The following is a 25,939-nucleotide window of genomic DNA, read 5'->3' on the forward strand; positions in this document are numbered from 1 at the left end:
CTCCTCGGCCCGCCCCTTTAGCTCAGTCGGCAGAGCGTCTCCATGGTAAGGAGAAGGTCTACGGTTCGATTCCGTAAAGGGGCTCTGAGATCGACAGGTCATCCGGTTCGCCGGGTGACCTGAAGAACTCTCCCGGCGGGGTAGCTCAGGTGGTTAGAGCACACGGCTCATAATCGTGGTGTCGCGGGTTCGACTCCCGCCCCCGCTACCACGCAACGCAGTATTCGAGAGTGCGATCACCCAAGTTGCGCACTCATGAGGTAAAGAGGCAGCAGTGGCCAAGTCGACCGACATCCGCCCGAAGATCACGCTGGCGTGCACGGTTTGCAAAGAGCGGAACTACATCACCAAGAAGAACCGGCGCAACGACCCGGATCGCCTGGAGATGAAGAAGTACTGCGCGCGTTGCAACGACCACACGGACCACCGCGAGACCCGCTGACCTCAGCAGTCTTTCGCGAGGGCCGCTCCGGGTGACCGGGGCGGCCCTTTCGTTGTGCCCGCTTAGACCGTGACGATCGGGCGGCCCGCTTCGTACGCCGCCAGTCGCTCGTCGCGCGGTGTCAGGCAGCAGGAGCCGCAGAGCGCCCCGTCGCCGGACTCGCTCGTGTAGTAGAGACAGCAGGTCTTCCGCAGGTAGACCAGCTTCCCGCCGGCCAGCTCCACGTCGCCCAGCTTGTTCAGCCCGGCCGGAGCCTTCGCCACGAACGTCTGCCAGCGCTCCAGCAGGAAACCGGGGTCGATCGACTCGTCCTCGCGGGTGGCCGCGCAGAACGCCATAGCGCAGCCCGCCGCCACTCCACCGTGCACCTGGCGCAGACCGGCCCTGGTCCGCCGGTGCAGCTCCTCCGACAGCGGGAGCAGGTGCTGACGCAGCACGACGTCGTACAGGGTCTCCAGACCGCCTGGGAGGTAGTCGGCGGACCCGATGGCGACTGCGGCCAGCCCGTGGCCGTCGTGTGGTCTTACCCACAGGTTCTGCGGCCGGATGTCCAGCACGTGGCCTTCGAGCGCCCACAACAGCAGTGCGGCCGCCGGCGCGCGGCCCGCGTAGAAGGACATCAGGCTGAGCGCGTTCGCATGCGCCGAGACGTGCCCGCTCGCGTCGTTGTCCCGCTTGAGCAGCTCAGTCAGCTCCGGACCGTCCGGCTCCAGAATGTGGCTCACCCGCAGCCATTCCGGGCCACTCGGCGTACCGATCTCCAGCTTGTAGCGAGGCGCGTACCTGGCCAGCGCCGTTACTGCCGTCACGTTCAACCTTCCCCAGTTCGGGTCGCACGGTTCCCGGGTGGCGGCTCCGGGCGTCCTAGTCTGCCAGTAGGCTCTGGCGCTATGACGATCGACGCCACGATGGTCGGCCGGAGCTATGCGGCCGCCGAGAGCTACCAGGTCGGCCGGGAGAAGATCCGGGAGTTCGCCGCCGCGATCGGCGACGACAACCCGGCGTACACCGGTGACGACGCGGTGGCACCGCCGACGTTCGCGTTCATGCTCGGCAGCCGGGCGCTGGAGCAGCTGCTGAACGACCAGGAGCTCGGGCTGCGGCTCGACCGGATCGTGCACGGCGCGCAGAAGTTCAGCTACACCCGCCCGATCAAGGCTGGTGACGACATCGCGGCGACCGCGACCATCACCACCGTCCGCAAGGCCGGTGACGTCGAGGTGATCATGTACGAAACCGCCCTCACCACGGTCGACGGCGAGCCGATCGCCACCTCGACCTCCACGATCTCGCACAACCGGGCGGACTCATGAAATCGGTTGAGGTAGGCACCGAGCTCCCCTCGCTGACCGTCACGCTGAGGCGCGAGGACCTGGTCCGGTACGCCGGCGCCAGCGGCGACTTCAACCCGATCCACTGGAGTGACCGGATGGCGGCCGCTCTCGGTCTGCCCGGCGTGATCGCGCACGGCATGCTCACGATGGCCTCCGCGGTCCGCGTCGTCACGGACTGGCTCGACGACCCCGCCGACCTGGTCGAGTACGGCGTACGGTTCACCAAGCCGGTAGTAGTACCGGATGACGCCGACGGCGCCGAGGTGACGTTCTCCGCCAAGGCCGACAAGGTCGCCGACGGACTCGCCGAGTTCGACATCACCGCGATCTTCGGCGGCGAGAAGGTCCTCGGCCGGTCCCGGGCGGTCGTGCGCGTCTCGTGAGAACCCAGGTACCGCTGGCCGGCTTCACCACCCTGCGGATCGGCGGGCCGGCCGACAAACTCGTCGAGGTGACCACCGAGGACGAGCTGATCACCGCCGTCCGCGACGCCGACGCGGCCGCCGAACCCGTCCTGCTGCTCTCCGGCGGCAGCAACGTCGTGATCGGCGACGACGGCTTCCGCGGCACCGTGATCAAGGTCGCCACCAAGGGCATCAAGGTCGACGCCGACGCCTGCTCCGGCGCGATGATCCACATCCAGGCCGGCGAGGACTGGGACGCCGTCGTCCAGCGCGCGATCGCCGAACAGTGGAGCGGCCTCGAGTCGATGTCCGGCATCCCCGGCCTGACCGGCTCCACCCCCGTCCAGAACGTCGGCGCCTACGGCCACGAGGTCGCCGAAACCGTCGCCTCGGTCCGCGTCTGGGACCGCGCCGAATCCCGCATCCGCACGATCTTCGCCGCCGACTGCGGTTTCGAGTACCGGTCGTCGATGTTCAAGTCCGCGCCCGAGCGCTTCGTCGTACTGGAGGTCGCCTTCCAGCTGAAGCTCGGCAACCTCTCCGCCCCCATCGGCTACGCCGAGCTGGCCCGCGTCCTGGACGTCGAACCCGACGCCCGCGCCCCCATGACCGACGTACGCGAAGCCGTCCTGGCCCTACGCCGCAGCAAAGGCATGGTCCTGGACCCGGCCGACCACGACACCTGGAGCGCAGGCTCCTTCTTCACCAACCCGATGCTCGACACCCCCGCCGAAGTCCCCGCCGGCGCCCCCCAATGGCCCCAGCCCGACGGCCGCACCAAAACCAGCGCCGCCTGGCTGATCGAACACGCCGGCATCCCCAAGGGCTTCACCCTCGGCGCCGCCGCCGTCTCCACCAAACACACCCTCGCCCTCACCAACCGAGGCACCGCCACCGCCAAGGACCTCCTCTCCCTGGCCACCCACGTCCGCTCCCAGGTCCACCAAGCCTTCGCCATCACCCTCATCAACGAACCAGTCCTGGTGAACTGCACCCTCTGACCTGCCGCGAACAGCAAACCCCCGGCTGCCGTAGCTACACCGGGGGCCAACCTGGCTCACGAACCGGGTAGGTCCGAAGCCGAAGCCTTTGCTGTCCTTGAAGGGTCAGTAGCGCCATTCGAAGAGGTGGGCGTGCATCCAGTTGGTGAGGTTGGTGGAGACGGGGGTGGGCCTGCCGTTGGAGGTGCTGAGGAGGTCGGCCAGGACTTGGGCTGGGGCGGCCAGGCGGAGGCCGGTGGGGGTGCTTCGGCGGCGCAGGTAGACGACGTCCAGTGGGGGTTCGGCTAGGACTACGTCGCCCTTGGGGGTTGGGGTGAGGTGCCAGGCGGTGGCGGCGGATTGGGCGTCTGGGGTGTAGATGACGGCGTTGCTGGCGGTGGGGGTTGCGGTCCAGAAGGCGGCTGCGTGTTCGCTGGTGAGGGCGTATTTGAGGGGGCTGGTGGCGAGGCGGTCGAAGAGGTCCTTGGGGGCCTTCCAACGGGAGAGCTGGCTGGTTGTTAGCACGGGGGAGTTGGCGGCCCAGCGGCTGAGCAGGAGAGACCAGTCGGGTACGGCGATGATGCCGCCGCGTCGGCGTTCTATCAGCGACTCCGCTTGCAGGTCGTCGATGATGCGGCGTACGTCGACACTCGGGGCCTGGCTGAGCTCGACGAGGTCGTGGGTGGTCCAGATCGAGCGGTAGTCCAGGAGCGCGCGGATCACGCGGGCTGAGCTCTCCTCGGCTGACATCTCCGGGAGGGGGTCAGTCATGGGTGCGGCCGAGGGTGATGGTGACGTACGGCGTCCACTGGTAGCAGAGGTGGTCGCGGTTCAAGTCGATCAAGCTGACCTCGTTGATGTAGAGCTGGGTGGACTTGTCGCCGAACTCCGTGAGGCGCTTGCGGAGTGGTTCTGCCGGGGCCGACTGGTTCCAGTAGCCCAGCGAGATGTGCGGGTCGAGGTCGGGGGACACGGGGAGTGAGTCCTCGCCCCAGATCTCCTCGATCGCATCGCGGAGCGTGACTCGGAGCCGGCGGAGCTCGTTGGCGGGGCGAACCGGTAGTTGCAGGCTTTCGACGTCGACGACTGCTGGGCCGACGGTCACGCTGAACGGAGCGAACGACTCGAGCCGGTGGCGCGTCGCGTCGACGATCGGGCTCAAGTCGTCGGAGCTGAGCTTGTCGGTGTAACCGACGCCCTGCAGGGTGAGGTGCAGCCATTGGCGGGGGACAGGCGTCAGCTCGGGCAGCGAGGACAGCAGTGAGTCGTAGCTGCTGTGCAGTGCCGCGAGTGCGGACGCGTAGCGGAAGGTGATGTGCCAGGTGTAGAAGGATCGTCCTTGCCGCCAGCCCGGACGCCAGTACCAGTGATCGCGGACGTCGTCGATCATGGCTAGGACTCCTTTGCGGTGAGAGACGGCGGCCGGTACGCCGGTCGCCGGCCAGGGAGGTCGGGGCGATAGATGAAGTCCCGGATGCGCTCGCGGAGTTGTCGCGCTCTCGCTACACGGGTGTACGGCGCGGTCAGGGCGGCGACCTCGCCCATCCGGTGGACCAACGGCCGGACGCGATACTCCAGGGCAGTGTCGAAGACCGGCTCGACAGCGGCGATGGCGCCGTCGAGCTCGCCGAGAGTCAGCTGAGCGATGCCCTGCTGGAGTCTGACCATTCGCTCGGAGCCAGGGTTGCGCAGGCTGTGCGGTCTGGATTCGAAGCCCGCCACCGAACGGTCGGCATGGACGAGCGTTTCGTGGGCATCTCCGAGCGCCAGTTGAGCGTGGGCCCAAAGGCCCTCGGCGCGTTCTGAGGTGCACAGCAACGGTCCGCCGAGCTCAGGAATGGACGGCATGCTCGGGACTTCCTGGGCAGCGGCCAGTGCGTCACGAGCCTCGCTGATCCGGCCGGATCGCGCGAGGTCGACCGCCAGGGCACTGGACAAGAACAGTCGGGACGATCCCGCGGCGTACCGCAGGCCGTCCTCGGCGTGGTCGGCAGCTCGGTCGAACTCGTCCTGCCAAAGCGCCGCCGTGTGCTGGGTCGCGCGGATCCAGCCGCGGAGCTCGTTGTGGTCCGCCGCTTCGGCGCAGGCCCAGGCCGTGCGGGCGTGGCTCTCGGCCACTTCGGGGCGGCCGAGATCGACGGACATCCAGGCCAGCAGGGTGATCGCCCAGCCCGCGGCGGCATACAGGTCGCGGGACTGTTTCGGCGACTGGCGGCCGGCGAGCAGGACGAAGGCCCGGTCGCGGACCGCGCGGCTGCGTTCGAACAGGGGTTTGGTGGGAGTGTGCAGGTAGAGCTGGGAGATGCGCTCGATGTCGGCGTGGAGTTGCTCGACGGTGAGCTCGCCGACGTTCGACTCCTCGGCGAAGGTCAGCAGGGCGATCGACTCGTCGCCGGCGCGCCCGACCTCCTCGTCGAGCCCGAGTGTCGACGGTGGCTCGAGCTCCAGTTCGGTCGGGGGTGTGCCGGGCGGCGGCATGAAGCCCAGCTCGTTGTCGGAGGCAACGTTCAGGATGTAGCGCAGGCCGGATCGGTAGGCGGCGCCGGGCCAGCGGACCGCGCCCCGCTCCATCTTCGCGATGTAGTGGCCGTCGAGTTCGTAGCGGACCTCGGTCGTGTCCCAGAGCCACGCACAGACGGCGTCGGCGAGCTCGACGCGGGACATGCGTTCGCCGGGTGCGCGCCGAGAAGGTGTGCGCTCTCGTGCGCTGCGCAACAGGTCATTGGCGGCTGGCATGGCGGTAACTGTAGGTGTGCGAACACCCTCCGCAACGACGGAAAGTGCGACTGCGGACCATCTGCCCCTGGATGCCCCGGAATGCCCCGAGATGCCCCGTTCTGCAACGATATAAATACGGTCGTGACCGAAAAAAGTGACGTTCTGTGGAGGTTTCGGGGTAGTTCGGGGCAGCCGGGGTGGTCGCTGAGCGTGAACTCGCGGGGCATCCCGGGGCAGATAGGGGATTCCCTCAGTGAATTAGGGTCGTCACGTGGCTGAGGAAGCTGTGACGACGTTGCGTGCTGAGTTGGGACGGTTCGGTCGGGGCGAGGAGGGGTTCGCCTTGCTGGAGGTCTTCTTGGAGGTGGCGGGGCCGTGGATGGGGCCGGTGGTGCTCGATCCGGTGGGGCTGCGGTTGCCGGACGAGATGACGGACGACCGGGTGCTGGTCCAGGGGCTGATCGAGATCATCGAGGCGGAGCCGCCGGTGACGGGGATCTTCCGGTCGACGGAGCGCGAGTACGACATGGCGGATCCGCAGGCGCGGTGGGACTTCGTCCGGCTGGCCCACTGCTCGAAGCTGGCGACGGTGTGGAGCGAGGGACGCCGTACGACGTACTTCGAGGCGGCGGACGCGGTCACCGCGACGTACTGGTTGCCGGAGAGTCTGAAGGTGGTGTTCTTCGACGCGATCCAGGCCAGGGGTTGGGCGGTGCCTGCTGACTGGCTGGCAGCGGTCGGCAAGCAGCCCAAGCCCTGGTGGAAACGCGGCAGCTAGTTGATCGCCGGTAGTCGGGTGAGTGCTTGGGCGACTGCTGACTGGAGGTCGGCGTCGTCCCAGTTGCGGTCGGTCATGGTGCCGCTGAGGTAGGCGTCGTACGCCGCGAGGTCGAGGTGGCCGTGGCCGCAGAGGGCGGTGAGGATGACCTTCTCCTCGCCGGACTCCTTGCAGAGCAGGGCCTCCTCGATGGCGGCTGCGAGGGCGTGCGTCGGCTCGGGTGCCGGAACGATTCCCTCGGTGCGGGCGAACTGGAGCCCGGCGGCGAAACACTCCGACTGCGGTTTGGCGACGGCCTCGATCTCGCCGGTCTCGTAGAGGTGGCTGATGATCGGGCTCATCCCGTGGTACCGCAGGCCGCCGGCATGGATCGGGTCCGGAACGAAGTCGTGGCCGAGCGTGTGCATCTTCATCAGCGGGGTCAAGCCGATCGTGTCGCCGAAGTCGTAGGCGTAGGTGCCTTGGGTGAGCGACGGGCACGCGGCCGGCTCGACCGCGCGGACCGTCGGTGACATCCGGCCGGCCCACTTCTCTCGGAGGAACGGGAAGGCGAGACCGCCGAAGTTCGACCCGCCGCCGGTGCAGCCGACCAGCAGGTCCGGCGTCTCGCCGACCATCGCGAGCTGGATCAGCGCTTCCTCACCAATGATCGTCTGGTGCAGCAGCACGTGGTTGAGCACCGAGCCGAGCGCGTAGTGGATCTCCGGCGACTGCACCGCGGCCTCGACCGCCTCGCTGATCGCGATCCCGAGTGATCCGGTGGAGGTCGGGTCCCCGGCCAGGATCTTCCGCCCGGCCTCGGTCAGCTCGGACGGACTCGGGTGCACGGTCGCACCGAAGACCTCCATCATCGTCCGCCGGTACGGCTTCTGGTCGTACGACGCACGCACCTGCCAGACCTCGCACTCGAGCCCGAACTGCGCACAGGCAAACGCCAACGCCGTCCCCCACTGACCGGCCCCGGTCTCGGTCGTGAGCTTCCGGACCCCGGACTTGGCGTTGTAATACGCCTGCGGGACCGCCGTGTTCGGCTTGTGCGACCCAGCCGGCGACACCCCTTCGTACTTGTAGTAGATCCGCGCCGGCGTATCGAGCGCCTTCTCCAACCGATGCGCCCGGTACAACGGACTCGGCCGCCACAACCGGTACACGTCAAGCACTTCACCAGGGATGTCGACGTACTGCTCCTGGGACACCTCTTGCATGATCAGGTCCATCGGGAACAACGGCGCCAGATCCTCCGGCCCCACCGGCTGACCCGTCCCCGGATGCAACACCGCCGGCGGCGGTGTCGGCAGGTCGTGCAGCACGTTGTACCACCGGGTCGGCAGCTCGTCCTCGGGTAACAAGATCTTGGTAGCCGTCATGCTGCAATCTTGGCCGCGCCCGGCACCCCTCACAATGCCCTGAACCCGAACCCACGAGGCATTTATCCGGCACTCTGCAAGCGGTCGATCCGCCCGTCGGCGCCCACCCGGAAGACCACGTCCGACGGATGATCCCGCCGCATCGCCACATCCACCTCGAGCCCCGCCAACCGCCGTACCAGCAACCGCCCCACCATCTCGTGCGACACGATCAGAGCCCCCCGAACCTCAATACCTGCGAGCACCTGCGCGATCCGCAGATCCGCGTCTGCGTAGCTCTCGCCGCCAGGAAACGGATAGGTGTACTTCGACAGCGCCCGCGCCGCGCGTTCCTCCGGCCAACGGGCATCGATCTCGGCCGAGGTGAGGCCGGACCAATCGCCATGGTCGAGCTCAGCGAGGTCCGGCAGCACCTGAACGGGGAGGCCGAGGGCGTCGCCGATGATGCGAGCGGTTCGCTGGGCCCGCCCGAGTGGGCTGCTGTAGATGGTGTGGATCGGCTCGCCTCGCAACGATTCGGCGTTGCGCTGGGCTTGCTGGACGCCGAGCGCGGTCAGGGGTGAGTCCAGCCGGCCCTGGCGGCGGCCGGCGAGGTTCCACTCGGTCTGGCCGTGGCGGGCCAGGTAGGTCGGCACTAGTACGACGGGATGGTGGCGGGGGTGTTGAGCCAGTCGTCGATGTCGGTGAGGAGGGACTTCTGGACGTCTGGGGGTGCGGTGGCGGCGAGGATGGAGGAGCGTGCGAGGTCGGCCAGCTCTTCGTCGGTGAAGGCGTGGACGGTGCGAGCGGTCTCGTACTGCTCTGCCAGGCGTGAGCCGAACAGGAGCGGGTCGTCGGCGCCGAGAGCGATGCGGGCGCCGGCTTCGTAGAGCTGGCGGAGGGGGACGTCTTCAGGGTGGCGGTAGACGCCTAGCGAGACGTTGGAGGCTGGGCAGACCTCTAGGGCTACCTGAGCGTCTACAACGCGCTTGAGCAGCTCTGGGTCCTCGACTGAGCGGACGCCGTGGCCGATGCGGCCGGCGCCTAGCTCGTCCAGGCAGGTGCGGACTGTGGCGGGGCCGCAGAGCTCGCCGCCGTGCGGTGCGGCGAGCAGGCCGGCGTTGCGGGCGATGCGGAAGGCCGGGGCGAACTCTGACGTCGTACCGCGGCGTTCGTCGTTCGAGAGGCCGAAGCCGACCACGCCACGGCCGACGTACTGCGCGGCGAGGCGGGCGAGGATGCGGGCATCGAGGGGATGCCGGGTGCGGTTGGCGGCGATGATCACCTGGACTGCGATACCGGTCGACGCCGCTGCGTCCCGGGCCGCGTCCAGCACCAGGTCGGTGAACTCAGTGATGCCGTGGAAGCGGTTCGCGTAACCGGACGGGTCGACCTGGATCTCCAGCCAGCGGGAACCGTCGGCGCGGTCGTCCTCGGCCGCCTCCCGGACCAGACGCCGTACGTCGTCCTCCGTGCGCAGCACCGAGCGTGCGATGTCGTAGAGCCGCTGGAAGCGGAACCAGCCGCGCTCGTCGGCCGCGGACAGCTCCGGCGGCCATTCGGTACGTAGTGCGTCGGGCAGCCGGACCCCGTGTTTGTCCGCGAGCTCGACCAGCGTCAGATGCCGCATCGAGCCGGAGAAGTGGAGATGCAGATGCGCCTTCGGCAGCACCCGCAGGTCACGCTGCGTCATTACCGAAGGTTACAGAGTCCCTACCCGCCCGGTGAAATCCGGGCGGGTAGGGACCCGGGGTGATTCAGCCCAGCAGCTTGGCCATCCGGCCGATGCCCTCGGCCAGGTCCTCGTCGCCGAGCGCGTACGACATCCGCAGGTACCCGGGCGCCCCGAAGGCCTCACCCGGTACGACGGCCACTTCCGCCTCGTCCAGGATGATCTCGGCCAGCTCGGCGGATGTGGTCGGCGTCCGGCCGTTGATGTCCTTGCCCAGCAGACCCTTGACCGACGGGTACGCGTAGAAGGCGCCGGTCGGCGTCGGGCACTCGACACCGGGGATCTCGTTCAGCATCCGCACCATGGTCCGGCGACGGCGGTCGAAGGCGACCTTCATCTCCTCGACCGCGCTCAGGTCGTTGGTGAGTGCGGCGATCGCGGCCCGCTGGGCGATGTTGCCGACGTTCGACGTCTGGTGCGACTGGAGGTTGGTGGCGGCCTTGATGACGTCCTTCGGGCCGATCATCCAGCCGACCCGCCAGCCGGTCATCGCATACGTCTTGGCGACACCGTTCAGTACGACGGTCCGGTCCGCCAGCTCCGGCACGACAACCGGGATCGACGTCGACTGCACGCCGTCGTACGTCAGGTGCTCGTAGATCTCGTCGGTGATCACCCAGATGTCGTGCTCGAGCGCCCAGCGGCCGATCGCCTCGATCGACTCCCGGCTGTCGACCGCACCGGTCGGGTTGGACGGTGAGCAGAACAGCAATGCCTTGGTCTTCGAGGTCCGGGCGGCCTCCAACTGCTCGACAGTGACCAGGTAGTCCTGTGACTCATCGGCCAGCACCTCCACCGGCACTCCGCCGGCCAGCAGGATCGCCTCCGGGTAGGTCGTCCAGTACGGCGCCGGCAGCAGCACCTCGTCACCTGGGTCGAGCAATGTCGCGAACGTGTTGTAGACCGCGTGCTTGCCGCCGTTGGTGACCAGGACCTGGGCAGCCTCGATCTCGTACCCGGAGTCGCGCTTGGTCTTGTCGACGATCGCCTGCTTCAGCTCGGGCAGGCCGCCGGCCGGGCTGTAGCGGTGGTTCTTCGGATCCCGGGCGGCCTCGACGGCCGCCTCGACGATGTAGTCCGGCGTCGGGAAGTCCGGCTCGCCCGCGCCGAAGCCGATGACCGGGCGGCCGGCCGCCTTGAGCGCCTTGGCCTTGCTGTCGACCGCCAGGGTTGCCGATTCGCTGATGGCGCCGATCCGCGCCGAGATCCTGGAACTCATACCGCCATCCTGGCAGCACCCGCTCGCCCGGCCGAAAGAAATATCGGGACCCGGACCGGTGTGATCCGGGGAACACGGAGGGGGTGCGGTCCGTTGTGTCCGAGTGCAGGCTGTATGGTTCTGGTCGCGGTACGGCGCCCGGTGCGGGGGCTGTGCGGGTCAGGAGCAGGAAGAACGAGGCCGACAGGCCGAGTTCGACCAGGTGGCTCCGAACCCGTACACTCTTCTAGTCCGGGCGTTGATGGCCCTGACTCGGCATGCCCGAGTTCAGGTCCTGTGCGGCGTCCGGATGGATTGCAGAGGGCACTAGCTCAACTGGCAGAGCATCGGTCTCCAAAACCGAAGGTTGGGGGTTCAAGTCCCTCGTGCCCTGCACATCCTGACCGGCGCAGGGCCGGTCAGGCCGCCGCTAGCGAAAGAGGTAGGTCGTGACGGAGACGCGCACCCCGGCACCGTCCGGCGCCGGTAAGCCTGCGGAAGGCAAGCAAGGCAGAGGCCTGCTGCGTTTCTACCGCCAGGTGGTCGCCGAGCTCCGCAAGGTCGTCTGGCCCACCCGCAAGCAGCTGTCCACCTACTTCGTGGTGGTGCTGACCTTCGTGGTGTTCGTCATCGCGATCGTCTCGGTCCTCGACCTCGCCTTCGGCTGGGCAGTACTCAAGATCTTCGGCTGAGGCCGGACACCGCCCACGCAGGCCGGGACGGGCCACGGCCCACCCCGACGCCAGATCCAGAACCGATCCACAGATGACGGAGTACGACGTGTCAGAGCGCGACGACGAGGTCCTTGAGCTCGAGGACGAGTTCGACGTATCCGACTCCGACGACGACCTCGATCTCGACTTCGACGAGACCACCACCGTCGAGGACGACGACGACCTGTTCGCCGACGATGACGACGACCCGTTCGCGGGCCTCGATGACGAAGACTCCGACGACGAGGACGACACCGACGAGGTCGGCGTCGAGGAGCCGGAGTACTCCGCCGACGACGAGGCCGAGGACGGCCCCGCCGAGACCGACGACTCCGACGACGAGCCGGTCGTGGTGGTCGCCGCCGCGGACGAGAGCGAAGCGGCCGAGGTCGTGACGCAGGCCGATGTCGAGGACGCCGCCGAGGAGTTGGCCGACGAGACCGCGGAGACCGCGGCCGACGACAGCACCGAGGCCGAGCCGACCGTCGACGCGGTGGTCTTCTCGAGCGCGGACGACGACGCCGACGACGCGGCCCTGGCGGTTGCTGCCGCGGCAGCGGAGGCCGACGAGGACGAGGAGCCCGCCGAGCCGGGCGACCCGCTCGAGGAGCTGCGCAGCCGGCTCCGCTCGCAGATCGGCGACTGGTACGTCGTACACACGTATTCAGGGATGGAGAACCGGGTCAAGGGCAACCTGGAGAACCGGATCAACTCCCTGAACATGGAGGACTACATCTTCGAGATCGTCGTGCCGACCGAAGAGGTCGCCGAGATCAAGAACGGTCAGCGCAAGATGGTCAAGCGCACCGTCCTCCCCGGTTATGTCCTGGTCCGGATGGATCTGACCGACGAGTCCTGGTCGACCGTGCGGCACACGCCGTCGGTCACCGGTTTCGTCGGCAACAGCCAGAAGCCGGTCCCGCTCAGCCTCGAAGAGGTCGAGAAGATGCTCGCTCCGGCCGTCGTTGCGGCGGCCGAGGCGGCGGCAGCCGAAGCCGGTGCCGCACCCGCCAAGACGGCGGCCAAGAAGAAGGTCGAGGTGGCCGACTTCGGGGTCGGCGACTCGGTCATGGTGGTGGACGGGCCGTTCGCGACCCTGCACGCCACGATCACGGAGATCAATGCCGACGCACAGCGGATCAAGGCGCTGGTGGAGATCTTCGGCCGGGAGACCCCGGTGGAACTCAGCTTCAACCAGATCCAGAAAGTCTAAGGACCCGACAGAATGCCTCCCAAGAAGAAGATCGCTGCCCTGGTCAAGGTGCAGCTCCAGGCCGGTGCAGCGACTCCGGCCCCGCCGGTCGGTACGGCGCTCGGCCCGCACGGTGTCAACATCATGGAGTTCTGCAAGGCGTACAACGCCCAGACGGAATCCATGCGTGGCAACGTGGTCCCGGTCGAGATCACCATCTACGAAGACCGTTCCTTCACGTTCGTCACGAAGACGCCGCCGGCGCCCGAGATGATCAAGAAGGCCGCCGGTATCCAGAAGGGTTCGGCCGTCCCGCAGAAGGACAAGGTCGGCAAGATCACCAAGGACCAGGTCCGCGAGATCGCCACCACCAAGATGCCGGACCTGAACGCCCGGGACATCGACGCCGCGATGAAGATCATCGAGGGCACCGCCCGTTCCATGGGTGTCAACGTCGAGGCCTGAGCGCCGCGGCAGCACCAGCACCACCAGTAGTTGTGGCAGGGCGTAGCGCCGCCCGGAGACCACACCCCAGAGAGGAAACAGCAATGGCACTGCGCAGCAAGGCATACCGCGCAATCGCGGACAAGATCGACTTCGATCACCTGTACTCCCCGCTCGAGGCGATCCGGCTGGCCAAGGAGGCCGCCGGGAGCAAGAAGTTCAACTCGACCGTGGACGTCGCGATGCGCCTCGGGGTCGACCCCCGTAAGGCCGACCAGATGGTGCGAGGCACCGTCAACCTTCCGCACGGTACCGGCAAGACGGCACGGGTCCTCGTCTTCGCCACCGGTGACAAGGCCGAGGCCGCGAAGGCCGCCGGCGCCGACTTCGTCGGTGACGACGACCTGATCAAGAAGGTGACCGACGGCTGGCTGGACTTCGACGCCGTCGTCGCCACCCCTGACCTGATGGGCAAGGTCGGCCGTCTCGGTCGCGTCCTCGGCCCGCGTGGCCTGATGCCGAACCCGAAGACCGGCACGGTCACCCCGGACGTCACCAAGGCCGTCACGGACATCAAGGGCGGCAAGATCGAGTTCCGGGTCGACCGGCACGCGAACCTGCACTTCATCATCGGCAAGGCGTCGTTCGACGAGGCCCAGCTGGTGGAGAACTACAGCGCGGCGCTCGAGGAGATCCTGCGACTGAAGCCGGCCAGCTCCAAGGGCCGCTACATCCGCAAGGCGGTGTTCTCGACGACCATGGGCCCCGGTGTCCCGGTCGACCCGAACGCCACCCGCAACCTCCTCGAGGAGAACGCGGACGCCTGATCCACAGGTTCCACACAGCAAGGCCCCGGGATTCGTTCCCGGGGCCTTCGCTGTTCCTGGCGAGCGCTGGTACGGCGGGCTTCGGAGCTCAGGCCCGTACGACGAGGTCCGGGGTGAGGTTGTCGAGGCGGGGGACGCCGACGAGTTGCAGGGTGTGTTCGAGTTCTTCGGCGAGTTCGGTCAGCAGGCGAGTGACCCCGGCGTGGCCGTCGACCGTGAGCGCCCAGAGAGCTGGGCGGCCGACGAAGACCGCGCGGGCGCCGAGAGCCAGCGCGGCGAGGACGTGTTCGCCGCGACGGATGCCGCCGTCGACGTACAGCTCGGTGCTGGTACCGGCCAGGGCCTCGGCGACCTCGGGGAGGGCCTGGGCGGTGGGGATCGAGCCGTCGAGCTGGCGACCGCCGTGGTTGGAGACGATGATGCCGGCGGCGCCGGCGTCGGAGATCCGTTTGGCGTCGTCGCCGCGCAGGACGCCCTTCACGACAACCGGGAGTCCGGTGCGCTCGGCCAGCCAGCCGATCACGTCGGGGGTCAGGTCGTCGGCCTTGTCGAGGTCCTCGTCGGTCCAGTCGCCGTCGGGCACGTTGATCCGCAGCTGACCTGGCTGGACGTACGACCACACCACCGGGCCGTCGTCCTCCTTGCGGCCGACCACCGGGGTGTCGACCGTGAGGACGATCGCCTTGGCGCCACCGGCGACGGCCGCGTCGAGCATCTGCTCGGTGATACTGCGGTTCCGCACGATGTAGATCTGCAGCCACCACGGCACCCCGGTCGCCCCGAGCTCGGCGAACCGGGTCCCGGCGTTGCTGGAGACGCCGAGCAGCGATCCGGCGTCACGGACACCGTTCGCCATCGCGATCTCACCGTCGGGATCCGCCAGCCGCTGCAGGGTCGACGGCGCGACGAGCACGGGCGACGCGACCGGCGTACCGAGCACTGTGGTGCCGAGCTCGATCGACGACACGTCCTGCAGCACACGCGGCCGGAACCGGTACGACGACCAGGCGGCGACCGCCTCCCCGACGCTGATCCCCCCGGCGGATCCTTGCCGGTAGTAACGATGCACGGCCTCCGGCAACTTCTCGGCGGCCTTCCCCTCCAACGCATCAATCCATCGCATGCGGTCCATCGTCGCATCCGGTCTGCGCGAGCGGCACCCGGATAATGTGGCTATGGAACAAGTACTGAGTCGGCAGGAAGCGTCGGAAGCAGTCGAGGACGCTGGGTGGCGCTTCTTGCTGGGCACGTTGCGAACGACGGTTCCGGTCGGGTCGTTGGCCCAGGCAATTGGTGTGGCCGCGGAGGCCGTCTCGGCGTCCGGCGATGACGCGGACCAGCACCTTCGCGTCGATGTCCGTCCGGAGCGGGTCGTCTTCACTCTGCAGTCGTTGGAGCACGCAGCGGTCACCACCAGCGATGTCGAGCTCGCCCTTCGCATCTCAGCTGCTGTGAACGGGACGGAGCCGGGCTTCGGAACGGCGGCACCGCGATCCGTTCAGGTGCTGGAGATCGCGATTGATGCACTGGACATCGCCGCGATCCGGCCGTTCTGGAAGGCGGTCCTCGGGTACGCCGCTGAGGGGGGTGCCGACGGACCGGAGGATCCGCTCGTCGACCCGCTTGGGCAGGACCCGGCCATCTGGTTCCAGCAGATGGACGAGGCGCGCCCGCAGCGCAATCGCATCCACTTCGATGTCTGTGTTCCGCATGACGAGGCAGCACCTCGCATCGAGGCCGCACTGGCGGCTGGCGGCCGACTCGTGTCCGCGACGCGTGCTCCGGCGTTCTGGGTGCTCGCGGACCTGGAGGGCAACGAAGTCTGCGTGACCACCTGGCAGGGACGGGACTGAACTTGCGCCCTTAGGCCCTAGCGCAGGACGAGGCGGATCAGGGCGGTGACGACGATGCCGCCGGCGACGGCCAGCAACATCGGCACCTTCGCCAAGGTGAGTCCACCGGCGGCGCCGACGCCGACCAGCTTCGTCCAGTCGAGCTCCTGCCAGTGCTCGCCGCCCAGCTCCGTGACGATCAGGCCGGCCAGTAGAACCGGTGCGGTGAGGGCGGTCAGCCGGAGCACGGTCGGCGGGAGTTTGCGGCCGCCGATCACGAGCGGAGCACTCGCCTTCATCAGCCAGCTGATCAGAGTGACGACACCTGCGGACAGCCAGAGCTTCATGCCTGTGCACCCTCCTTCTCGGGGAGAACGCCGAGCAGCGCCGCGGCAATGGCGCCCAGCAAGGCGTAGCTCGGGGTGGTGACGAAGAGCAGCGCGGCGGCGATCGAGGCGCCGAGCAGGCCTGCTGCCAACGCACGCTTCGATCGGCGCAGCTCGTCCAGTGCGAGGATCAGGAAGAACGCCGGGAACGTGACGTCGAGACCCAGCTTGTGCATCAAGTCAGGCGAGGGCGCGGTCAGCGCACCGACCGCCGTACCGGCGGCCCAGAGCACCCATTGCGGAACGCTGGCACCGACCAGCCGGACGATGTCGTAGCCCCCTTTGGTGCCGTGGGCAACGACGAAGGATGCGTCGCAGAGCGCCTGCGCCTGTAGTGCGCGCGAAAGCCTGCCACCGCGCAGGCTCTCGTTGAGCGCGAGGCTCATCATCAGATAGCGAGCGTTGATCAGGACCGCGGACGTCACCGCGACGACCGCCGTGCCACCGGCCAGCGAGGTCAGCAACGCGAACTGCGCCGACCCCGACCACGCGAACATCGAGAACAGCACCGGCAGTCCGAATCCCCAGTCGCGCGCGACAGCCTCGGCTCCGAAGCTCAACGCGAGCACGAAGGCGGCGGCGCCTGGCCCGATGCCCAGGCGCATGCCCTCGAGGAAGTCCTGCCGCCGATCGAGCAGCTCGGTCATCACCGCGGGGGCCTTCATGATTCCCGTCCGGCGCGAACTCGCTCGTAGTGCCGCTTCGCCCGGGCCCGGTTCCCGCAGTCGCCTGAGCTGCACCACCGACGAGACCCGTTCTTGCTGCGGTCCAGGAAGAGCCATCCACAGCCGTCGTCCTGGCATTCCCGCAGTCTGCTCAGGTCCTCCCGCTCCAGCAGGCGCCCTGCCGCGAGGACCAACTCGTCCACGAGGTTGGCGCCACCCCAGTCCATCGGCCGCGGTCCTGCCGGAGTGGCTCGCCGCACGGCACCTGCCAGCAAGGTCTGCAGCTCCCGCAGCTCTGCTGGTCCGGTGCCTCGCGCGATCGGCAATACCGCGTCGTAGACGACCGCGCGCACAGTGGCGACTCGGCGGGGATCGCTGTCTCCGCTGAGACCAGCCGCCGCACGCCACGTCGCCAACGCCTCCGCGGTGGCGATCCGGTCGACGGTACGGGGTGGGTCCAGCCGCCAGGAAACGGTGTTCAGCAGGTCCAGAGCAACGTGACCGCCGATCAGTTCCGGCTGATAGAGCATCGGAATCACCTCTACCTAACAACCTAAAGAAGTTTTGACTGTTAGGCAAGGTCGGGACGAGGTAGGCTGTCTGCATGACGCAGTACGGGCGGCGATTTCTTCGCCCCGGCCGGCACAACGGTGCCGACGGGGTGAGCTGCTGCTGCGCTCTCTCCTGAGGTGACCGTGGCCGACCGGGGTGTGAAGACCCCCTCGTCGAGACCGTCACCTTTGGAGAACTCTTATGTCTGTCCTCACTCTCGAGGAACTGCACTCCGCCTTGTCGCTGCGCGATCTGACCGATCCGGCTCAGGGTCCACACGCCGTCCAGTTGATCGTCGACTCGATCAGGACGGCTCTGGGCGCCGCTTGGCCCTACACGGCGATCTGGACCCGGCGCGACCATCCCGTGGTCAGCCTGGCCGACAACTACGACAACCTCGGGTACGCCGCCGGTGCGGTGACCCGGGAAGCTCGCTACACCCGCTACGCGTCGGAGGGTGAGGTCCTGCGCAGTCACACGTCGGCAATGATCCCGCCGGCGCTGCGCGAGCTCGCCGGCTCCGATGCGTCCGATGTGCTGATGATCTGTGCGGGCATCTGCTACCGCCGGGACTCCGTGGACTGGCAGCACACCGGCACGCCACATCAGCTCGACCTCTGGCGGCTCAGCCGCAACGTCACGCTCGGAGAGCCCGAGCTGGAGGACATGATCGCTCGGTTGGTCGCGACCGTGCTGCCCGGGCAGGCCTACCGGACGGTGCCTGCGGTGCACCCCTACACGATTCACGGCCGGCAGATCGATGTCCTGCTGGACGATCAATGGATCGAGATCGGTGAATGCGGGGTGGCCGCGCCGGAGGTCCTGCGCAAGGCTGGTCTCGACGACAGCTGGACCGGACTGGCGATGGGTCCGGGCCTGGACCGGTTGCTGATGTTGCGGAAGGGCATCCGCGACATCCGGTTGCTCAGGTCGACGGATCCGCGGGTGGCCGGGCAGATGCTCGACCTGCAGCCCTACCGATCGGTGTCGACGATGCCACCCGTCCGCCGGGACCTCTCGGTCGTGGTGGGCGCGGAGGCGGATGTGTCGCCGGAGGTGCTCGGCGACAAGGTGCGGGATGCGCTCGGTCCGGACGCGGATGCCGCGGAATCGCTGGAGGTGCTGGGCGAGACGACGTACGACGACCTGCCACCCGCTGCGCGGGCGCGGTTGCAGATCACCCCAGGACAACGAAACCTCCTGGTCAGGCTGGTCCTCCGGCCGGTCGATCGAACCCTGACCGATGCCGAGGCCAACCTGCTGCGCGACCAGGTCTACCGAGCTTTGCATGAGGGCCCCGTCCTCGAGCTGATCGGCTAGCGCCGCAGCTCGCGGGCAGCGACGACCCAGGCACACACGGCCAGGGGGACTTCCAGGAGGAAGGCCTCGGCCAGTGAGAGCGTGCGGTCGAAGCCTGCGCCGGCGGTGCTGACGTCGAACCAGGCGTCGGCCAGGAGCAGGGTCCCGGCGGCCATCGCGGTCAGGACGGCGTATCTGTTGCGGGTGTGCAGCAGGTACGCCGTCAGGCCGGCGGCGATCGCGGTCAAGACGTCGAGGCCTATCCAGGTGAGCTTCCAGTGATTGACCTGGTACGTGCTCGGCAGCGTCGCCGCGAGGATCAGGCACCACGGCAGCAGCACGGCCGCGACGCCGCCGGCCACCAGCGCGGCCAGACCGCCGGGGGAGCGGCGCGGGCGGATCCGGCCGTCGAGGCGGCCTTCCGCGATGTAGTCGTCCAGAGCCTCGGCGACGCGGTCGTCGATCGCGTCACCGAGTTGCACGGTCAGCTGCGGCCCGAGCGGCCGGGATGCGGGAGCCTGCGGGATTGTCGTCGTCATGGCTTCGAGCATTCCGTCGCGGCGGCTTCGGCACATTGAGGACAACCCACGAATCGGGGGTGGGGTTAACCCGAACTCGATACGGGGGATGTCCTCATACCGGCGGCCTCGGCAGCGTCGTAGGTTTGAGCCCGTCGCCACAACCAGCACAGCGGCACAGACAACGGGAGGTGGTTCGGGTGACGACGATCGCGAGTCCGGTTCCCCGGCGACCCTGGCGGCTGTGGCGCTCGCCGTACTTGTGGCTGGCAACGGTCCATCTGCTCGGCGATTCCGTGGTGGTGCTGACCTCTGGGCTACTGGCTCTGGTCGCGATCTGCGTGGCCGTGCTCGGGTGGCCGCTGGCTTTCGTCGGGGTGCCGCTGACCACGGCCGCGGCGCGAGCGGTCTACGGGCTGGCCCGGTGGGAGCGGGCCAGAGCCCGGATCACCCGCGGGCAGGAGGTGCTACCACTCGAGCCACCGGAGCCTTCCGGCAGTCGCGCCGCCGACGCCCGCCGGGCGCTCGCCGATCCGAACCTGTGGCGCCAGTTCCTGTACTACGTCTTGTTGTTGCCCGCAGCAATGTTCTGGCTGCTGCTGATCGTGGTCGCCTGGTCGGTCCCGCCGGTGCTGATCGGCCTGCCGTTCTACTTCTCGAAGTTCGCGGCGGCGCAGGCTCAGCTCGGACCGTTCGTGATCGACACCAGCGACAAGGCCATCGCCGCATCGGTGTTCGGAGCGCTGTTCCTGGCGCTGCTCTCCCCGGTGCTGATGCGGACAGCGTCCGCGTTGGACGGACATCTCGCCCGGATCTACCTGGGCGGCGACGAGACCGGGGCGCTGACCGAGCGGGTCAGCCGGCTGGTCACGAGCCGGCAGCAGGTGGTCGATTCGGCGGAGGCCGAGCGGCGGCGGATGGAGCGCGACCTGCATGACGGCGCACAGCAACGGCTGGTCTCGCTGGCCATGACACTGGGCCGCGCGAAGAACCGGTTGGGTGACAAGGATCCGGCGGTGCGTTCGCTGATCGAGGAGGCGCACTCCGAGGCGCTGCAGGCGATTGCGGAGCTTCGGGATCTGACCCGGGGCCTGCATCCGCCGGTGCTGACCGACCGCGGGCTCGATGCCGCGATCTCCGCAGTCGCTGCGCGGTCTCCGGTGCCGGTCCGGGTGAGTGTCGAGGTCGACCCGCGGCCGTCGCTGACCATCGAGTCCATCGCCTACTTCGTCGTCACCGAGGCCCTGACGAATATCGCCAAGCACGCCGACGCGGCCCAGGCCGAGGTCCGGATCGTGCGGATCGGTAACTTGCTCCGGGTCGAGGTGACCGACGACGGCCGGGGCGGCGCGCATCCTGAGGGTGGTACCGGCCTGCAGGGCCTGTCCGATCGGGTCGCCGGGGTCGACGGCCGGCTCAGTCTCAGCAGTCCACCGGGCGGTCCGACCGTCCTCACCGCGGAGGTACCGTGCGAATGACCAGCCTGCGAGTCGTGATCGCCGAGGACTCGGTGCTGCTCCGCGAGGGCATCGTGCGACTGCTGGAGGAGCAGGAGTGCACGGTCGTCGCGGCGGTCGGCGACGGTGACGAGTTGCTGAAGGCAGTCGCCGAGCATCGGCCGGATGTCTGCGTGGTCGACGTGCGGATGCCGCCGACATTCACCGACGAGGGGCTGCGGGCAGCGCTCGTGCTCCGCGAGCAGTATCCGGACACGGGTGTGCTGGTCCTCTCCCAGTACGTCGAAGAGCGGTACGCGAGCGAGCTCATCGGCAGCAACCCGGGCGGCGTCGGGTACTTGCTGAAGGACCGGGTGGCCGACGTGGATCAGTTCCTCGACGGATTGCGCCGCGTGGCCGGCGGGGGTGCAGCGCTGGACCCGGAGGTGATCTCGCAGTTGCTGGTGCGGTCCAGCAAGGCGGATCCGTTGGCCGCGCTGAGTCCGCGCGAGCAAGAGGTCCTGCGGGCGATGGCGGAGGGCAAGTCGAACACCGGCATCGCGCAGGCGCTCGTGGTCGGGGAGGGTGCTGTCGAGAAGCACATCAGCAGCATCTTCCAGAAGCTGAGGCTGTCGTCGACCGAGGGCGAGCACCGCCGGGTCCTGGCCGTGTTGCGGTTCCTGGACAGCTGATGGCACTCAGTACAGCGCAGCGTCGGATGCTGCTGATCGGTGTGGTGCCACTGGTGGTGCTCGTGGTCGCCGGTGCCGCGGTCACGGTCGCGACGATTCGCGGCAAGCTTCCCTTCGACTACTCGTCCAGCTTCGCGACCGCGCCACAGGGGGTGCGGATCTACTCGGAGGTTCCGGCCAACGTGATCGGTGGCGCGGGCAGCCAGGTGCGGGTGACCGTCGACGGGACCTATGGGGCGCAAGAGCCGAAGGTCGACGTCCGGACCGTCGACGGCGTGCTGGATGTCCGGACCACCTGCCCGGACAGCAGTTGCGAGGTCGAACTGACCGTCGAGGTCCCGGTCGCTGTTGCCGTGCAGGCCAAGGCCGAAGGGGCTTCACTCAACGTCTCGGGTCTGACGGCGAAGGTACAGATCGATGCCAGCGAAGGGTCCGTGACGATGAACCGGATGCGTAGCCCCCAAGTGTCGATCGACGCCCGACGGGGGTCGCTCTCCCTCCAGTTCGACGACCCGCCGGAGCAAGTGATGGCCACAGTGAGCGATGGCTCGCTCAACGTTCGGGTGCCCGGTACGACGACGTACGCCATCAATGCGGTCGCGGCGCAGGGCTCCGTCGAGCTCGGTCCGAACAACGACCCGACCTCGACTCATCGCCTCTTTCTACGGTCCAGCTATGGCAGCATCACGGTCAGTTGATCGCGGCCACGAAGGCTTTGGCCTTCGCAGTGATGGCCTGCCAATCGGCCGCCGAGACATCGGCGGGGGAGACCACGTCGGTGCCCGCGCTGACAGCCAGCGCTCCGGCCTCCAGATAGTCCCTGGCGTTTCCGGCGTTGATGCCGCCCGACGGGATCAGCTGCACCTCCGGGAACGGTCCGCGCAAATCCTTGAGGTACTTCGGCCCGAGCTGGTGAGCCGGGAAGATCTTGACCGCCGACGATCCCAGCGCGAGTGCGGACATCACCTCGGACGGCGTGAACGCACCGAACACCACCGTGATGCCGGCTGTCTGCGCAGCTGCGGCAATCGCGGACGCCTCCGGACCTTGACCAGGTGTCACCAGGAACTGCGCGCCCGCGTCGATTGCCTGCTGCGCCTGCAGAGCGGTCTGCACAGTCCCGGCGCCGACCACGGCACCGGTTTCGTCGGCCGTCGAGGCAGCGCGTTCCAGATGGCGCGGCAGGTCCGGGGTCGTGAAGGTCAGCTCCACGACGTGGATGCCGCCGGCGACCAACGCTGCGCACAGGTCCCGGGCGTCAGCGATCTCCGGCGCTCTGACGACGGTCAGCACGCGATCGGTGCGCAGCAGGTCCAGTGTGTTGGTCATAAGGAGGTCCTCTCAGACGTCAGTACGGCGGATGGCGCGGCCGGGCAGTGCGTCGGTCCGGTGGCCGTCGTCGATGACGGGGACACCGTTGACGAAGACGTACGGGATGCCTTCGGCCTGCTGCCGGGGGTTGTCGAAGGTGGCGGTGTCGTGGACGGTGTCCGGATCGAAGAGGACCAGGTCGGCCCGGTAGCCCTCCCGGACGAGTCCGCGGTCGGTGAGCCGCAGACGCCGAGCCGGTCGGCCGGTGAGGTGGTGGATGCAGTCGGCCAATTCCAGGACGCCGAGCTCGCGGACATACCGACCCAGGTAGCGCGGGAAGGTGCCCCACGAGCGCGGGTGCGGTTTGCCGCCGACCAGGATCGCGTCCGAGCCGCCGGTGTGGCTCGAGTGCTGCATGATCGTCTGGACGTTCTCCTCGTGCCCGACGTGCTGCAGGATCGAGGTGCCGAGGTCGTCCGCGATCAGCAGGTCGAAGAAGACGTCGGCAGCCGGCTGACCGCGACGGACCGCGAGGTCCTGGACGGTCCGGCCGACGGCGTCGCCGAGGGTGGGGTTGCGGACGCCGCCGATCTCGATCGTGTTCCACTCGATCACACAGCCGTGGCAGCCGTCGGAGCCGACCTGCTCCATCTCGTGCGCGATCCTGGCCCGGGTCGCCGGATCCCGCAACCGGTCCAGCTGGGCATCCGGGCCGCCCTCGGCCGTCCAGCTCGGCAAGGTCGCCGCGAGAGTTGTTGCCCCAGGCAAATAAGGGTAGGTGTCAGTGGTGACGTCGAGACCGTCGGCGAGCGCCTTGTCGATCATCGCGATCAGGTCGGCGCCGCGGCCTTGGTTCGGGCCGAAGTTCATCACCGCGTGGGTCAGGTGCAGAGCACAGCCGGAGCGGCGCGCCACTTCGACCATCTCGGCGTACGCGTCGAGAGCGCCTTGTCCATAAGAGCGCTGGTGTGGGGAGTAGTAGCCGCCGTGCTGTGCGACGACGCGGCACAGCTCGACGAGTTCGTCGGTGGTGGCGAACATGCCTGGCGTATAGGTGAGGCCGCTGCTCATCCCGACCGCGCCGTCGCGCAATGCTTGCGTGAGCAGCTCGATCATCTGCGCCAGTTCGGCGGGAGTGGCCGGGCGGTTGTCGGTGCCGACGACCATCATCCGCAGCGTGCCCTGCGGGACCAGGTAGGCCGCATTGCACGCGATTCCCTGATCCAGGCGATCCAGATAGCCGGCGACCGTGGACCAGGAGAAGTCGAAGTCGTCCGGTTCGCCGTTCCAGCCGGCGATCTGGCGGCGGAGCGCGGCCCTGGTCGGGTCGTCGATCGGCGCGAACGACAGACCGTCCTGACCGAGGACCTCCAACGTGACGCCCTGACTGACCTTGGCGGTGTGGTCCGGCGTCGCCAGGATCTGCAGGTCGGAGTGTGCGTGCATGTCGATGAAGCCGGGACAGAGCACGAGCCCGGTGGCATCGATCGTCCGGGCGGCGGTCGGCAGGTCGTTGCCGCGTCGGGACCGGTCGGCCGAGCCGGTGGTCGGCAGATCGCCAGTGCGCCGGGATCGGTCGGCCGAATTCGTGGTCAGCAGGTCGTCGCCAGGTCGGGATCGGTTGGCCTGGGTGGTGGCCATAGCGACGATGCGGCCGGCGTCGACGGCGACGTCCGCGACGAAACCGGGTGCGCCCGTGCCGTCCAGGATCGTGGCACCGGTGATCAGCAGGTCTGCCATCTCAGAAGTACGTCCGGATCAGGTCGACGACGACGGGATCGGCCGCGTCCGGGTCGTCCACGACGGGGATCAACCCCCACTTGTCGAACGCGGTACACGGGTGCGAGAGACCGACCCGGAGTTCGTCGCCGATCACCACCGGCTCCTCGCCGAACCGCAGATAACCGTGCTGGTCGTTCAGTTTGGTCACCGTCATGCCGGTCGCCGGGAGCACCGGCTCACCAGCCGAGCGCGGCCGGATCAGCTGCGGCTCGGGCATGTCCTGGTCGACCGGGAAATCCCGTCGCCCGGCGTCGAAGATCGCCAGCCCTGGCTCGGGTTGCGAGGTGATCCGCATCCACCCGTGCATCGCCGCGACCAACTGCTCGCCGTCGGTGCGCGGTGACTGGCCCAGTGGTGACACCCGCCGATAGAGCCCGTCATCGTGCGAGATGTAGGCGCCGGAACGCAGCACGACCCGGGCATCGTCGATCGGACCCAGTACCTCGGCCACCAGCTCGAAGTACTCGCTGCCGCCCGCGGTGACGATCGGTTCGACACCCTCGTCGTACAGCTTGCCGAGTCGCGAATGCAGCTCAGCCATGTCGCGTAGAAACGCCCGTACGGCGCTCAGCGCGGCCTCGTCGACGCCGCTGCTAACCGCGCCTTCGTAGCCTGCCACCCCGACCAGTCGCAATGTCGAGGCTTCCGCCACCGCCGAGGCGACGGCTTCGGCGGTCTCGAAGTCCCGGGCACCGGTCCGACCACCGGGTGCACCCAACTCAACCAGTACGTCGAGCGGTCGCGCGTCCGAGCCGACATGCGCCGACCGAGCCGCCTCCATGATCTCGACAGTCCGGACGGAGTCGGCCCAGACCGTCACCTCGAACTCGGGATCCCGGGCCAGCTCATCGGCGACCCAGCGCAACTGCAACGGGGAGACGACCGAGTTCGCAATCAGCACCCGGCGGACGCCGAACTGGCGAGCGATCGCGAGGTGGAACACGTTGGCCAGCGTGATTGCCCACGCGCCGGCATCCAGCTGCTGCGCCCACAGCGCAGGCGCCATCGTGGTCTTGCCATGCGGCGCGAGCTCGACGCCGTGATGCGCGCACCAGCGGGCGAGAGTCTCGACGTTGTGCCGCACCCCGGGCGCGGACAGCGTCATCAACGGGGTCGGCAGCTGCGACAACCGCGGGCGCTCGGCCAGGACCTCGGCGACGGTCCGGCCCCAGAAGGCGGGCGGCAGTACCCGGTCGCGGCGGCTCACCCGCTCGTCGGCAAGCGCGGCGATGGCGGCAGCATCGTAAGCAGGCATCGAGTCCCCTGGGAGTAGTTGCAGAATACGCAACGTTCATTGCGCATTCTGACCTGACGGTTGTAGCATCGCGCTCGAAGTTGCGTCAACGACCGCAGTTACA

General features: G+C 68.2%; 30 protein-coding genes and 3 tRNA genes. 17 read left to right on the forward strand and 16 right to left on the reverse strand.

The window, feature by feature from the left end; translation table 11 throughout:
* The first annotated feature begins 11 nt into the window (after positions 1–11).
* The 3 genes from ACFTSF_RS13660 to rpmG all read left to right on the forward strand — a co-directional run bounded on the left by ACFTSF_RS13660 (position 12) and on the right by rpmG (position 442).
* Positions 12–84 (forward strand) — tRNA-Thr (locus ACFTSF_RS13660).
* Between the two features lie 50 nt (positions 85–134).
* Positions 135–211 (forward strand) — tRNA-Met (locus tag ACFTSF_RS13665).
* Between the two features lie 63 nt (positions 212–274).
* Positions 275–442 carry a 50S ribosomal protein L33 gene (gene rpmG, locus ACFTSF_RS13670; RefSeq protein ID WP_012923742.1) on the forward strand — a complete coding sequence of 56 codons (168 nt, stop codon included), beginning with the start codon at positions 275–277 and terminating at the stop codon, positions 440–442.
* A 62-nt stretch (positions 443–504) separates the two neighbouring features.
* Here the strand turns inward: rpmG and ACFTSF_RS13675 are convergent, their stop codons facing one another.
* A complete protein-coding gene (locus tag ACFTSF_RS13675) occupies positions 505–1,251 on the reverse strand; it encodes a hypothetical protein (RefSeq protein WP_380154133.1) in 747 nt (248 codons plus the stop codon).
* Positions 1,252–1,332: 81 nt separating this feature from the next.
* Here ACFTSF_RS13675 and ACFTSF_RS13680 point away from each other — a divergent pair, with 81 nt between their 5' ends.
* The 3 genes from ACFTSF_RS13680 to ACFTSF_RS13690 are packed head-to-tail and all read left to right on the forward strand — an operon-like array spanning position 1,333 to position 3,181.
* The gene (locus tag ACFTSF_RS13680) at positions 1,333–1,755 is read left to right on the forward strand and encodes a MaoC family dehydratase N-terminal domain-containing protein (protein ID WP_344144490.1); all 423 of its coding nucleotides are present in this window, start codon (positions 1,333–1,335) and stop codon (positions 1,753–1,755) included.
* Positions 1,752–2,159 carry a MaoC/PaaZ C-terminal domain-containing protein gene (locus tag ACFTSF_RS13685; protein WP_380154134.1) on the forward strand — a complete coding sequence of 136 codons (408 nt, stop codon included), beginning with the start codon at positions 1,752–1,754 and terminating at the stop codon, positions 2,157–2,159. Before ACFTSF_RS13680 ends, ACFTSF_RS13685 begins: the two co-directional genes overlap by 4 nt.
* Positions 2,156–3,181 carry a UDP-N-acetylmuramate dehydrogenase gene (locus ACFTSF_RS13690; RefSeq protein ID WP_380154135.1) on the forward strand — a complete coding sequence of 342 codons (1,026 nt, stop codon included), beginning with the start codon at positions 2,156–2,158 and terminating at the stop codon, positions 3,179–3,181. The genes ACFTSF_RS13685 and ACFTSF_RS13690 overlap by 4 nt, the downstream gene beginning before the upstream one ends.
* Positions 3,182–3,286: 105 nt before the next feature.
* On the opposite strand, the gene ACFTSF_RS13695 is transcribed toward ACFTSF_RS13690, so the two are convergent.
* From ACFTSF_RS13695 to ACFTSF_RS13705, 3 genes are read right to left on the reverse strand one after another with little or no spacing between them, the layout of a single operon-like run.
* Positions 3,287–3,931 (reverse strand): type IV toxin-antitoxin system AbiEi family antitoxin, encoded by a 645-nt coding sequence (locus tag ACFTSF_RS13695; RefSeq protein ID WP_380154136.1) that lies wholly within the window; start codon positions 3,929–3,931, stop codon positions 3,287–3,289.
* Positions 3,924–4,550: a 2'-5' RNA ligase family protein gene (locus ACFTSF_RS13700; RefSeq protein ID WP_380154137.1), complete on the reverse strand. Its 627-nt coding sequence runs from the start codon at positions 4,548–4,550 to the stop codon at positions 3,924–3,926. Before ACFTSF_RS13700 ends, ACFTSF_RS13695 begins: the two co-directional genes overlap by 8 nt.
* A 2-nt stretch (positions 4,551–4,552) precedes the next feature.
* On the reverse strand, positions 4,553–5,896 hold the full coding sequence (locus ACFTSF_RS13705; protein WP_380154138.1) for a hypothetical protein: 1,344 nt from the start codon (positions 5,894–5,896) through the stop codon (positions 4,553–4,555).
* A gap of 253 nt (positions 5,897–6,149) precedes the next feature.
* Between ACFTSF_RS13705 and ACFTSF_RS13710 the strand changes: the two genes are divergently transcribed.
* Positions 6,150–6,656 (forward strand): hypothetical protein, encoded by a 507-nt coding sequence (locus ACFTSF_RS13710; protein WP_380154139.1) that lies wholly within the window; start codon positions 6,150–6,152, stop codon positions 6,654–6,656.
* Here the strand turns inward: ACFTSF_RS13710 and ACFTSF_RS13715 are convergent.
* The 4 genes from ACFTSF_RS13715 to ACFTSF_RS13730 form a co-directional block, all read right to left on the reverse strand.
* Positions 6,653–8,023, reverse strand: a complete 1,371-nt coding sequence (locus ACFTSF_RS13715; protein WP_380154140.1) for a TrpB-like pyridoxal phosphate-dependent enzyme — start codon at positions 8,021–8,023, stop codon at positions 6,653–6,655. The genes ACFTSF_RS13710 and ACFTSF_RS13715 overlap by 4 nt on opposite strands.
* 62 nt (positions 8,024–8,085) lie before the next feature.
* Positions 8,086–8,658 carry a histidine phosphatase family protein gene (locus ACFTSF_RS13720; protein WP_380154141.1) on the reverse strand — a complete coding sequence of 191 codons (573 nt, stop codon included), beginning with the start codon at positions 8,656–8,658 and terminating at the stop codon, positions 8,086–8,088.
* Positions 8,658–9,695, reverse strand: coding sequence for an adenosine deaminase (locus ACFTSF_RS13725; protein WP_380154142.1), 1,038 nt, complete (start codon positions 9,693–9,695; stop codon positions 8,658–8,660). Before ACFTSF_RS13725 ends, ACFTSF_RS13720 begins: the two co-directional genes overlap by 1 nt.
* Positions 9,696–9,759: 64 nt before the next feature.
* On the reverse strand, positions 9,760–10,953 hold the full coding sequence (locus ACFTSF_RS13730) for a pyridoxal phosphate-dependent aminotransferase (RefSeq protein ID WP_380154143.1): 1,194 nt from the start codon (positions 10,951–10,953) through the stop codon (positions 9,760–9,762).
* A 300-nt stretch (positions 10,954–11,253) separates the two neighbouring features.
* Between ACFTSF_RS13730 and ACFTSF_RS13735 the strand changes: the two genes are divergently transcribed.
* The 5 genes from ACFTSF_RS13735 to rplA all read left to right on the forward strand — a co-directional run bounded on the left by ACFTSF_RS13735 (position 11,254) and on the right by rplA (position 14,108).
* Positions 11,254–11,326, forward strand: a tRNA-Trp gene (locus ACFTSF_RS13735).
* Between the two features lie 55 nt (positions 11,327–11,381).
* Positions 11,382–11,624, forward strand: coding sequence for a preprotein translocase subunit SecE (secE, locus tag ACFTSF_RS13740; protein ID WP_132175403.1), 243 nt, complete (start codon positions 11,382–11,384; stop codon positions 11,622–11,624).
* Between the two features lie 370 nt (positions 11,625–11,994).
* Positions 11,995–12,858 carry a transcription termination/antitermination protein NusG gene (gene nusG / locus ACFTSF_RS13745; RefSeq protein WP_380154821.1) on the forward strand — a complete coding sequence of 288 codons (864 nt, stop codon included), beginning with the start codon at positions 11,995–11,997 and terminating at the stop codon, positions 12,856–12,858.
* Between the two features lie 12 nt (positions 12,859–12,870).
* The gene (gene rplK, locus ACFTSF_RS13750; protein ID WP_380154144.1) at positions 12,871–13,302 is read left to right on the forward strand and encodes a 50S ribosomal protein L11; all 432 of its coding nucleotides are present in this window, start codon (positions 12,871–12,873) and stop codon (positions 13,300–13,302) included.
* 83 nt (positions 13,303–13,385) lie between these two features.
* A complete protein-coding gene (rplA, locus tag ACFTSF_RS13755; RefSeq protein ID WP_380154145.1) occupies positions 13,386–14,108 on the forward strand; it encodes a 50S ribosomal protein L1 in 723 nt (240 codons plus the stop codon).
* Positions 14,109–14,196: 88 nt separating this feature from the next.
* On the opposite strand, the gene ACFTSF_RS13760 is transcribed toward rplA, so the two are convergent.
* A complete protein-coding gene (locus tag ACFTSF_RS13760; RefSeq protein ID WP_380154146.1) occupies positions 14,197–15,231 on the reverse strand; it encodes an alpha-hydroxy acid oxidase in 1,035 nt (344 codons plus the stop codon).
* 52 nt (positions 15,232–15,283) lie between these two features.
* Between ACFTSF_RS13760 and ACFTSF_RS13765 the strand changes: the two genes are divergently transcribed.
* Positions 15,284–15,961, forward strand: a complete 678-nt coding sequence (locus ACFTSF_RS13765; protein WP_380154147.1) for a VOC family protein — start codon at positions 15,284–15,286, stop codon at positions 15,959–15,961.
* 17 nt (positions 15,962–15,978) lie between these two features.
* Here ACFTSF_RS13765 and ACFTSF_RS13770 read toward each other — a convergent pair whose 3' ends face one another.
* The 3 genes from ACFTSF_RS13770 to ACFTSF_RS13780 are packed head-to-tail and all read right to left on the reverse strand — an operon-like array spanning position 15,979 to position 17,521.
* Positions 15,979–16,287: an AzlD domain-containing protein gene (locus ACFTSF_RS13770; protein WP_380154148.1), complete on the reverse strand. Its 309-nt coding sequence runs from the start codon at positions 16,285–16,287 to the stop codon at positions 15,979–15,981.
* Entirely contained in the window at positions 16,284–16,991 is a 708-nt protein-coding gene (locus tag ACFTSF_RS13775; RefSeq protein ID WP_380154149.1) for an AzlC family ABC transporter permease, read from the reverse strand. Before ACFTSF_RS13775 ends, ACFTSF_RS13770 begins: the two co-directional genes overlap by 4 nt.
* The gene (locus ACFTSF_RS13780) at positions 16,988–17,521 is read right to left on the reverse strand and encodes a CGNR zinc finger domain-containing protein (RefSeq protein ID WP_380154150.1); all 534 of its coding nucleotides are present in this window, start codon (positions 17,519–17,521) and stop codon (positions 16,988–16,990) included. Before ACFTSF_RS13780 ends, ACFTSF_RS13775 begins: the two co-directional genes overlap by 4 nt.
* A 223-nt stretch (positions 17,522–17,744) precedes the next feature.
* On the opposite strand from ACFTSF_RS13780, the gene ACFTSF_RS13785 reads away from it, so the two are divergent.
* Positions 17,745–18,863: a hypothetical protein gene (locus tag ACFTSF_RS13785; RefSeq protein ID WP_380154151.1), complete on the forward strand. Its 1,119-nt coding sequence runs from the start codon at positions 17,745–17,747 to the stop codon at positions 18,861–18,863.
* Here ACFTSF_RS13785 and ACFTSF_RS13790 read toward each other — a convergent pair.
* Positions 18,860–19,381, reverse strand: coding sequence for a hypothetical protein (locus ACFTSF_RS13790; RefSeq protein WP_344144533.1), 522 nt, complete (start codon positions 19,379–19,381; stop codon positions 18,860–18,862). The two genes, ACFTSF_RS13785 and ACFTSF_RS13790, sit on opposite strands and share 4 nt — an antisense overlap.
* A 179-nt stretch (positions 19,382–19,560) precedes the next feature.
* Between ACFTSF_RS13790 and ACFTSF_RS13795 the strand changes: the two genes are divergently transcribed.
* Genes ACFTSF_RS13795 through ACFTSF_RS13805 form a run of 3 tightly spaced genes read left to right on the forward strand, consistent with a single transcriptional unit; the run spans position 19,561 to position 22,186 of the window.
* Positions 19,561–20,838 carry a sensor histidine kinase gene (locus ACFTSF_RS13795; protein ID WP_380154152.1) on the forward strand — a complete coding sequence of 426 codons (1,278 nt, stop codon included), beginning with the start codon at positions 19,561–19,563 and terminating at the stop codon, positions 20,836–20,838.
* Positions 20,839–20,843: 5 nt separating this feature from the next.
* Positions 20,844–21,488 (forward strand): response regulator transcription factor, encoded by a 645-nt coding sequence (locus ACFTSF_RS13800; protein ID WP_344145577.1) that lies wholly within the window; start codon positions 20,844–20,846, stop codon positions 21,486–21,488.
* Positions 21,488–22,186, forward strand: coding sequence for a DUF4097 family beta strand repeat-containing protein (locus ACFTSF_RS13805; protein WP_380154153.1), 699 nt, complete (start codon positions 21,488–21,490; stop codon positions 22,184–22,186). The genes ACFTSF_RS13800 and ACFTSF_RS13805 overlap by 1 nt, the downstream gene beginning before the upstream one ends.
* On the opposite strand, the gene ACFTSF_RS13810 is transcribed toward ACFTSF_RS13805, so the two are convergent.
* Genes ACFTSF_RS13810 through ACFTSF_RS13820 form a run of 3 tightly spaced genes read right to left on the reverse strand, consistent with a single transcriptional unit; the run spans position 22,179 to position 25,836 of the window.
* Complete coding sequence (locus tag ACFTSF_RS13810) at positions 22,179–22,817, reverse strand: bifunctional 4-hydroxy-2-oxoglutarate aldolase/2-dehydro-3-deoxy-phosphogluconate aldolase (RefSeq protein ID WP_380154154.1); 639 nt, start codon at positions 22,815–22,817, stop codon at positions 22,179–22,181. The genes ACFTSF_RS13805 and ACFTSF_RS13810 overlap by 8 nt on opposite strands.
* A 12-nt stretch (positions 22,818–22,829) precedes the next feature.
* On the reverse strand, positions 22,830–24,539 hold the full coding sequence (locus ACFTSF_RS13815) for an amidohydrolase family protein (protein ID WP_380154155.1): 1,710 nt from the start codon (positions 24,537–24,539) through the stop codon (positions 22,830–22,832).
* 1 nt (position 24,540) lies between these two features.
* On the reverse strand, positions 24,541–25,836 hold the full coding sequence (locus tag ACFTSF_RS13820) for an amino acid deaminase (protein ID WP_380154156.1): 1,296 nt from the start codon (positions 25,834–25,836) through the stop codon (positions 24,541–24,543).
* Between the last annotated feature and the right edge of the window lie 103 nt (positions 25,837–25,939).

Origin of the sequence: Kribbella sp. NPDC056951, assembly GCF_042674205.1 — a bacterium.
Lineage (GTDB): Bacteria > Actinomycetota > Actinomycetes > Propionibacteriales > Kribbellaceae > Kribbella > Kribbella yunnanensis.

Bases quoted from the DNA above. Each gene is read 5' to 3' on its own strand.
- ACFTSF_RS13680 (WP_344144490.1), top strand. From the start codon at position 1,333: ATGACGATCGACGCCACGATGGTCGGCCGGAGCTATGCGGCCGCCGAG.
- ACFTSF_RS13685 (WP_380154134.1), top strand. From the start codon at position 1,752: ATGAAATCGGTTGAGGTAGGCACCGAGCTCCCCTCGCTGACCGTCACG.
- ACFTSF_RS13695 (WP_380154136.1), bottom strand. From the start codon at position 3,931: ATGACTGACCCCCTCCCGGAGATGTCAGCCGAGGAGAGCTCAGCCCGC.
- ACFTSF_RS13700 (WP_380154137.1), bottom strand. From the start codon at position 4,550: ATGATCGACGACGTCCGCGATCACTGGTACTGGCGTCCGGGCTGGCGG.
- ACFTSF_RS13705 (WP_380154138.1), bottom strand. From the start codon at position 5,896: ATGCCAGCCGCCAATGACCTGTTGCGCAGCGCACGAGAGCGCACACCT.
- ACFTSF_RS13715 (WP_380154140.1), bottom strand. From the start codon at position 8,023: ATGACGGCTACCAAGATCTTGTTACCCGAGGACGAGCTGCCGACCCGG.
- ACFTSF_RS13725 (WP_380154142.1), bottom strand. From the start codon at position 9,695: ATGACGCAGCGTGACCTGCGGGTGCTGCCGAAGGCGCATCTGCATCTC.
- ACFTSF_RS13730 (WP_380154143.1), bottom strand. From the start codon at position 10,953: ATGAGTTCCAGGATCTCGGCGCGGATCGGCGCCATCAGCGAATCGGCA.
- rplK (WP_380154144.1), top strand. From the start codon at position 12,871: ATGCCTCCCAAGAAGAAGATCGCTGCCCTGGTCAAGGTGCAGCTCCAG.
- rplA (WP_380154145.1), top strand. From the start codon at position 13,386: ATGGCACTGCGCAGCAAGGCATACCGCGCAATCGCGGACAAGATCGAC.
- ACFTSF_RS13760 (WP_380154146.1), bottom strand. From the start codon at position 15,231: ATGCGATGGATTGATGCGTTGGAGGGGAAGGCCGCCGAGAAGTTGCCG.
- ACFTSF_RS13765 (WP_380154147.1), top strand. From the start codon at position 15,284: ATGGAACAAGTACTGAGTCGGCAGGAAGCGTCGGAAGCAGTCGAGGAC.
- ACFTSF_RS13770 (WP_380154148.1), bottom strand. From the start codon at position 16,287: ATGAAGCTCTGGCTGTCCGCAGGTGTCGTCACTCTGATCAGCTGGCTG.
- ACFTSF_RS13775 (WP_380154149.1), bottom strand. From the start codon at position 16,991: ATGAAGGCCCCCGCGGTGATGACCGAGCTGCTCGATCGGCGGCAGGAC.
- ACFTSF_RS13780 (WP_380154150.1), bottom strand. From the start codon at position 17,521: ATGCTCTATCAGCCGGAACTGATCGGCGGTCACGTTGCTCTGGACCTG.
- ACFTSF_RS13785 (WP_380154151.1), top strand. From the start codon at position 17,745: ATGTCTGTCCTCACTCTCGAGGAACTGCACTCCGCCTTGTCGCTGCGC.
- ACFTSF_RS13790 (WP_344144533.1), bottom strand. From the start codon at position 19,381: ATGACGACGACAATCCCGCAGGCTCCCGCATCCCGGCCGCTCGGGCCG.
- ACFTSF_RS13805 (WP_380154153.1), top strand. From the start codon at position 21,488: ATGGCACTCAGTACAGCGCAGCGTCGGATGCTGCTGATCGGTGTGGTG.
- ACFTSF_RS13810 (WP_380154154.1), bottom strand. From the start codon at position 22,817: ATGACCAACACACTGGACCTGCTGCGCACCGATCGCGTGCTGACCGTC.
- ACFTSF_RS13815 (WP_380154155.1), bottom strand. From the start codon at position 24,539: ATGGCAGACCTGCTGATCACCGGTGCCACGATCCTGGACGGCACGGGC.
- ACFTSF_RS13820 (WP_380154156.1), bottom strand. From the start codon at position 25,836: ATGCCTGCTTACGATGCTGCCGCCATCGCCGCGCTTGCCGACGAGCGG.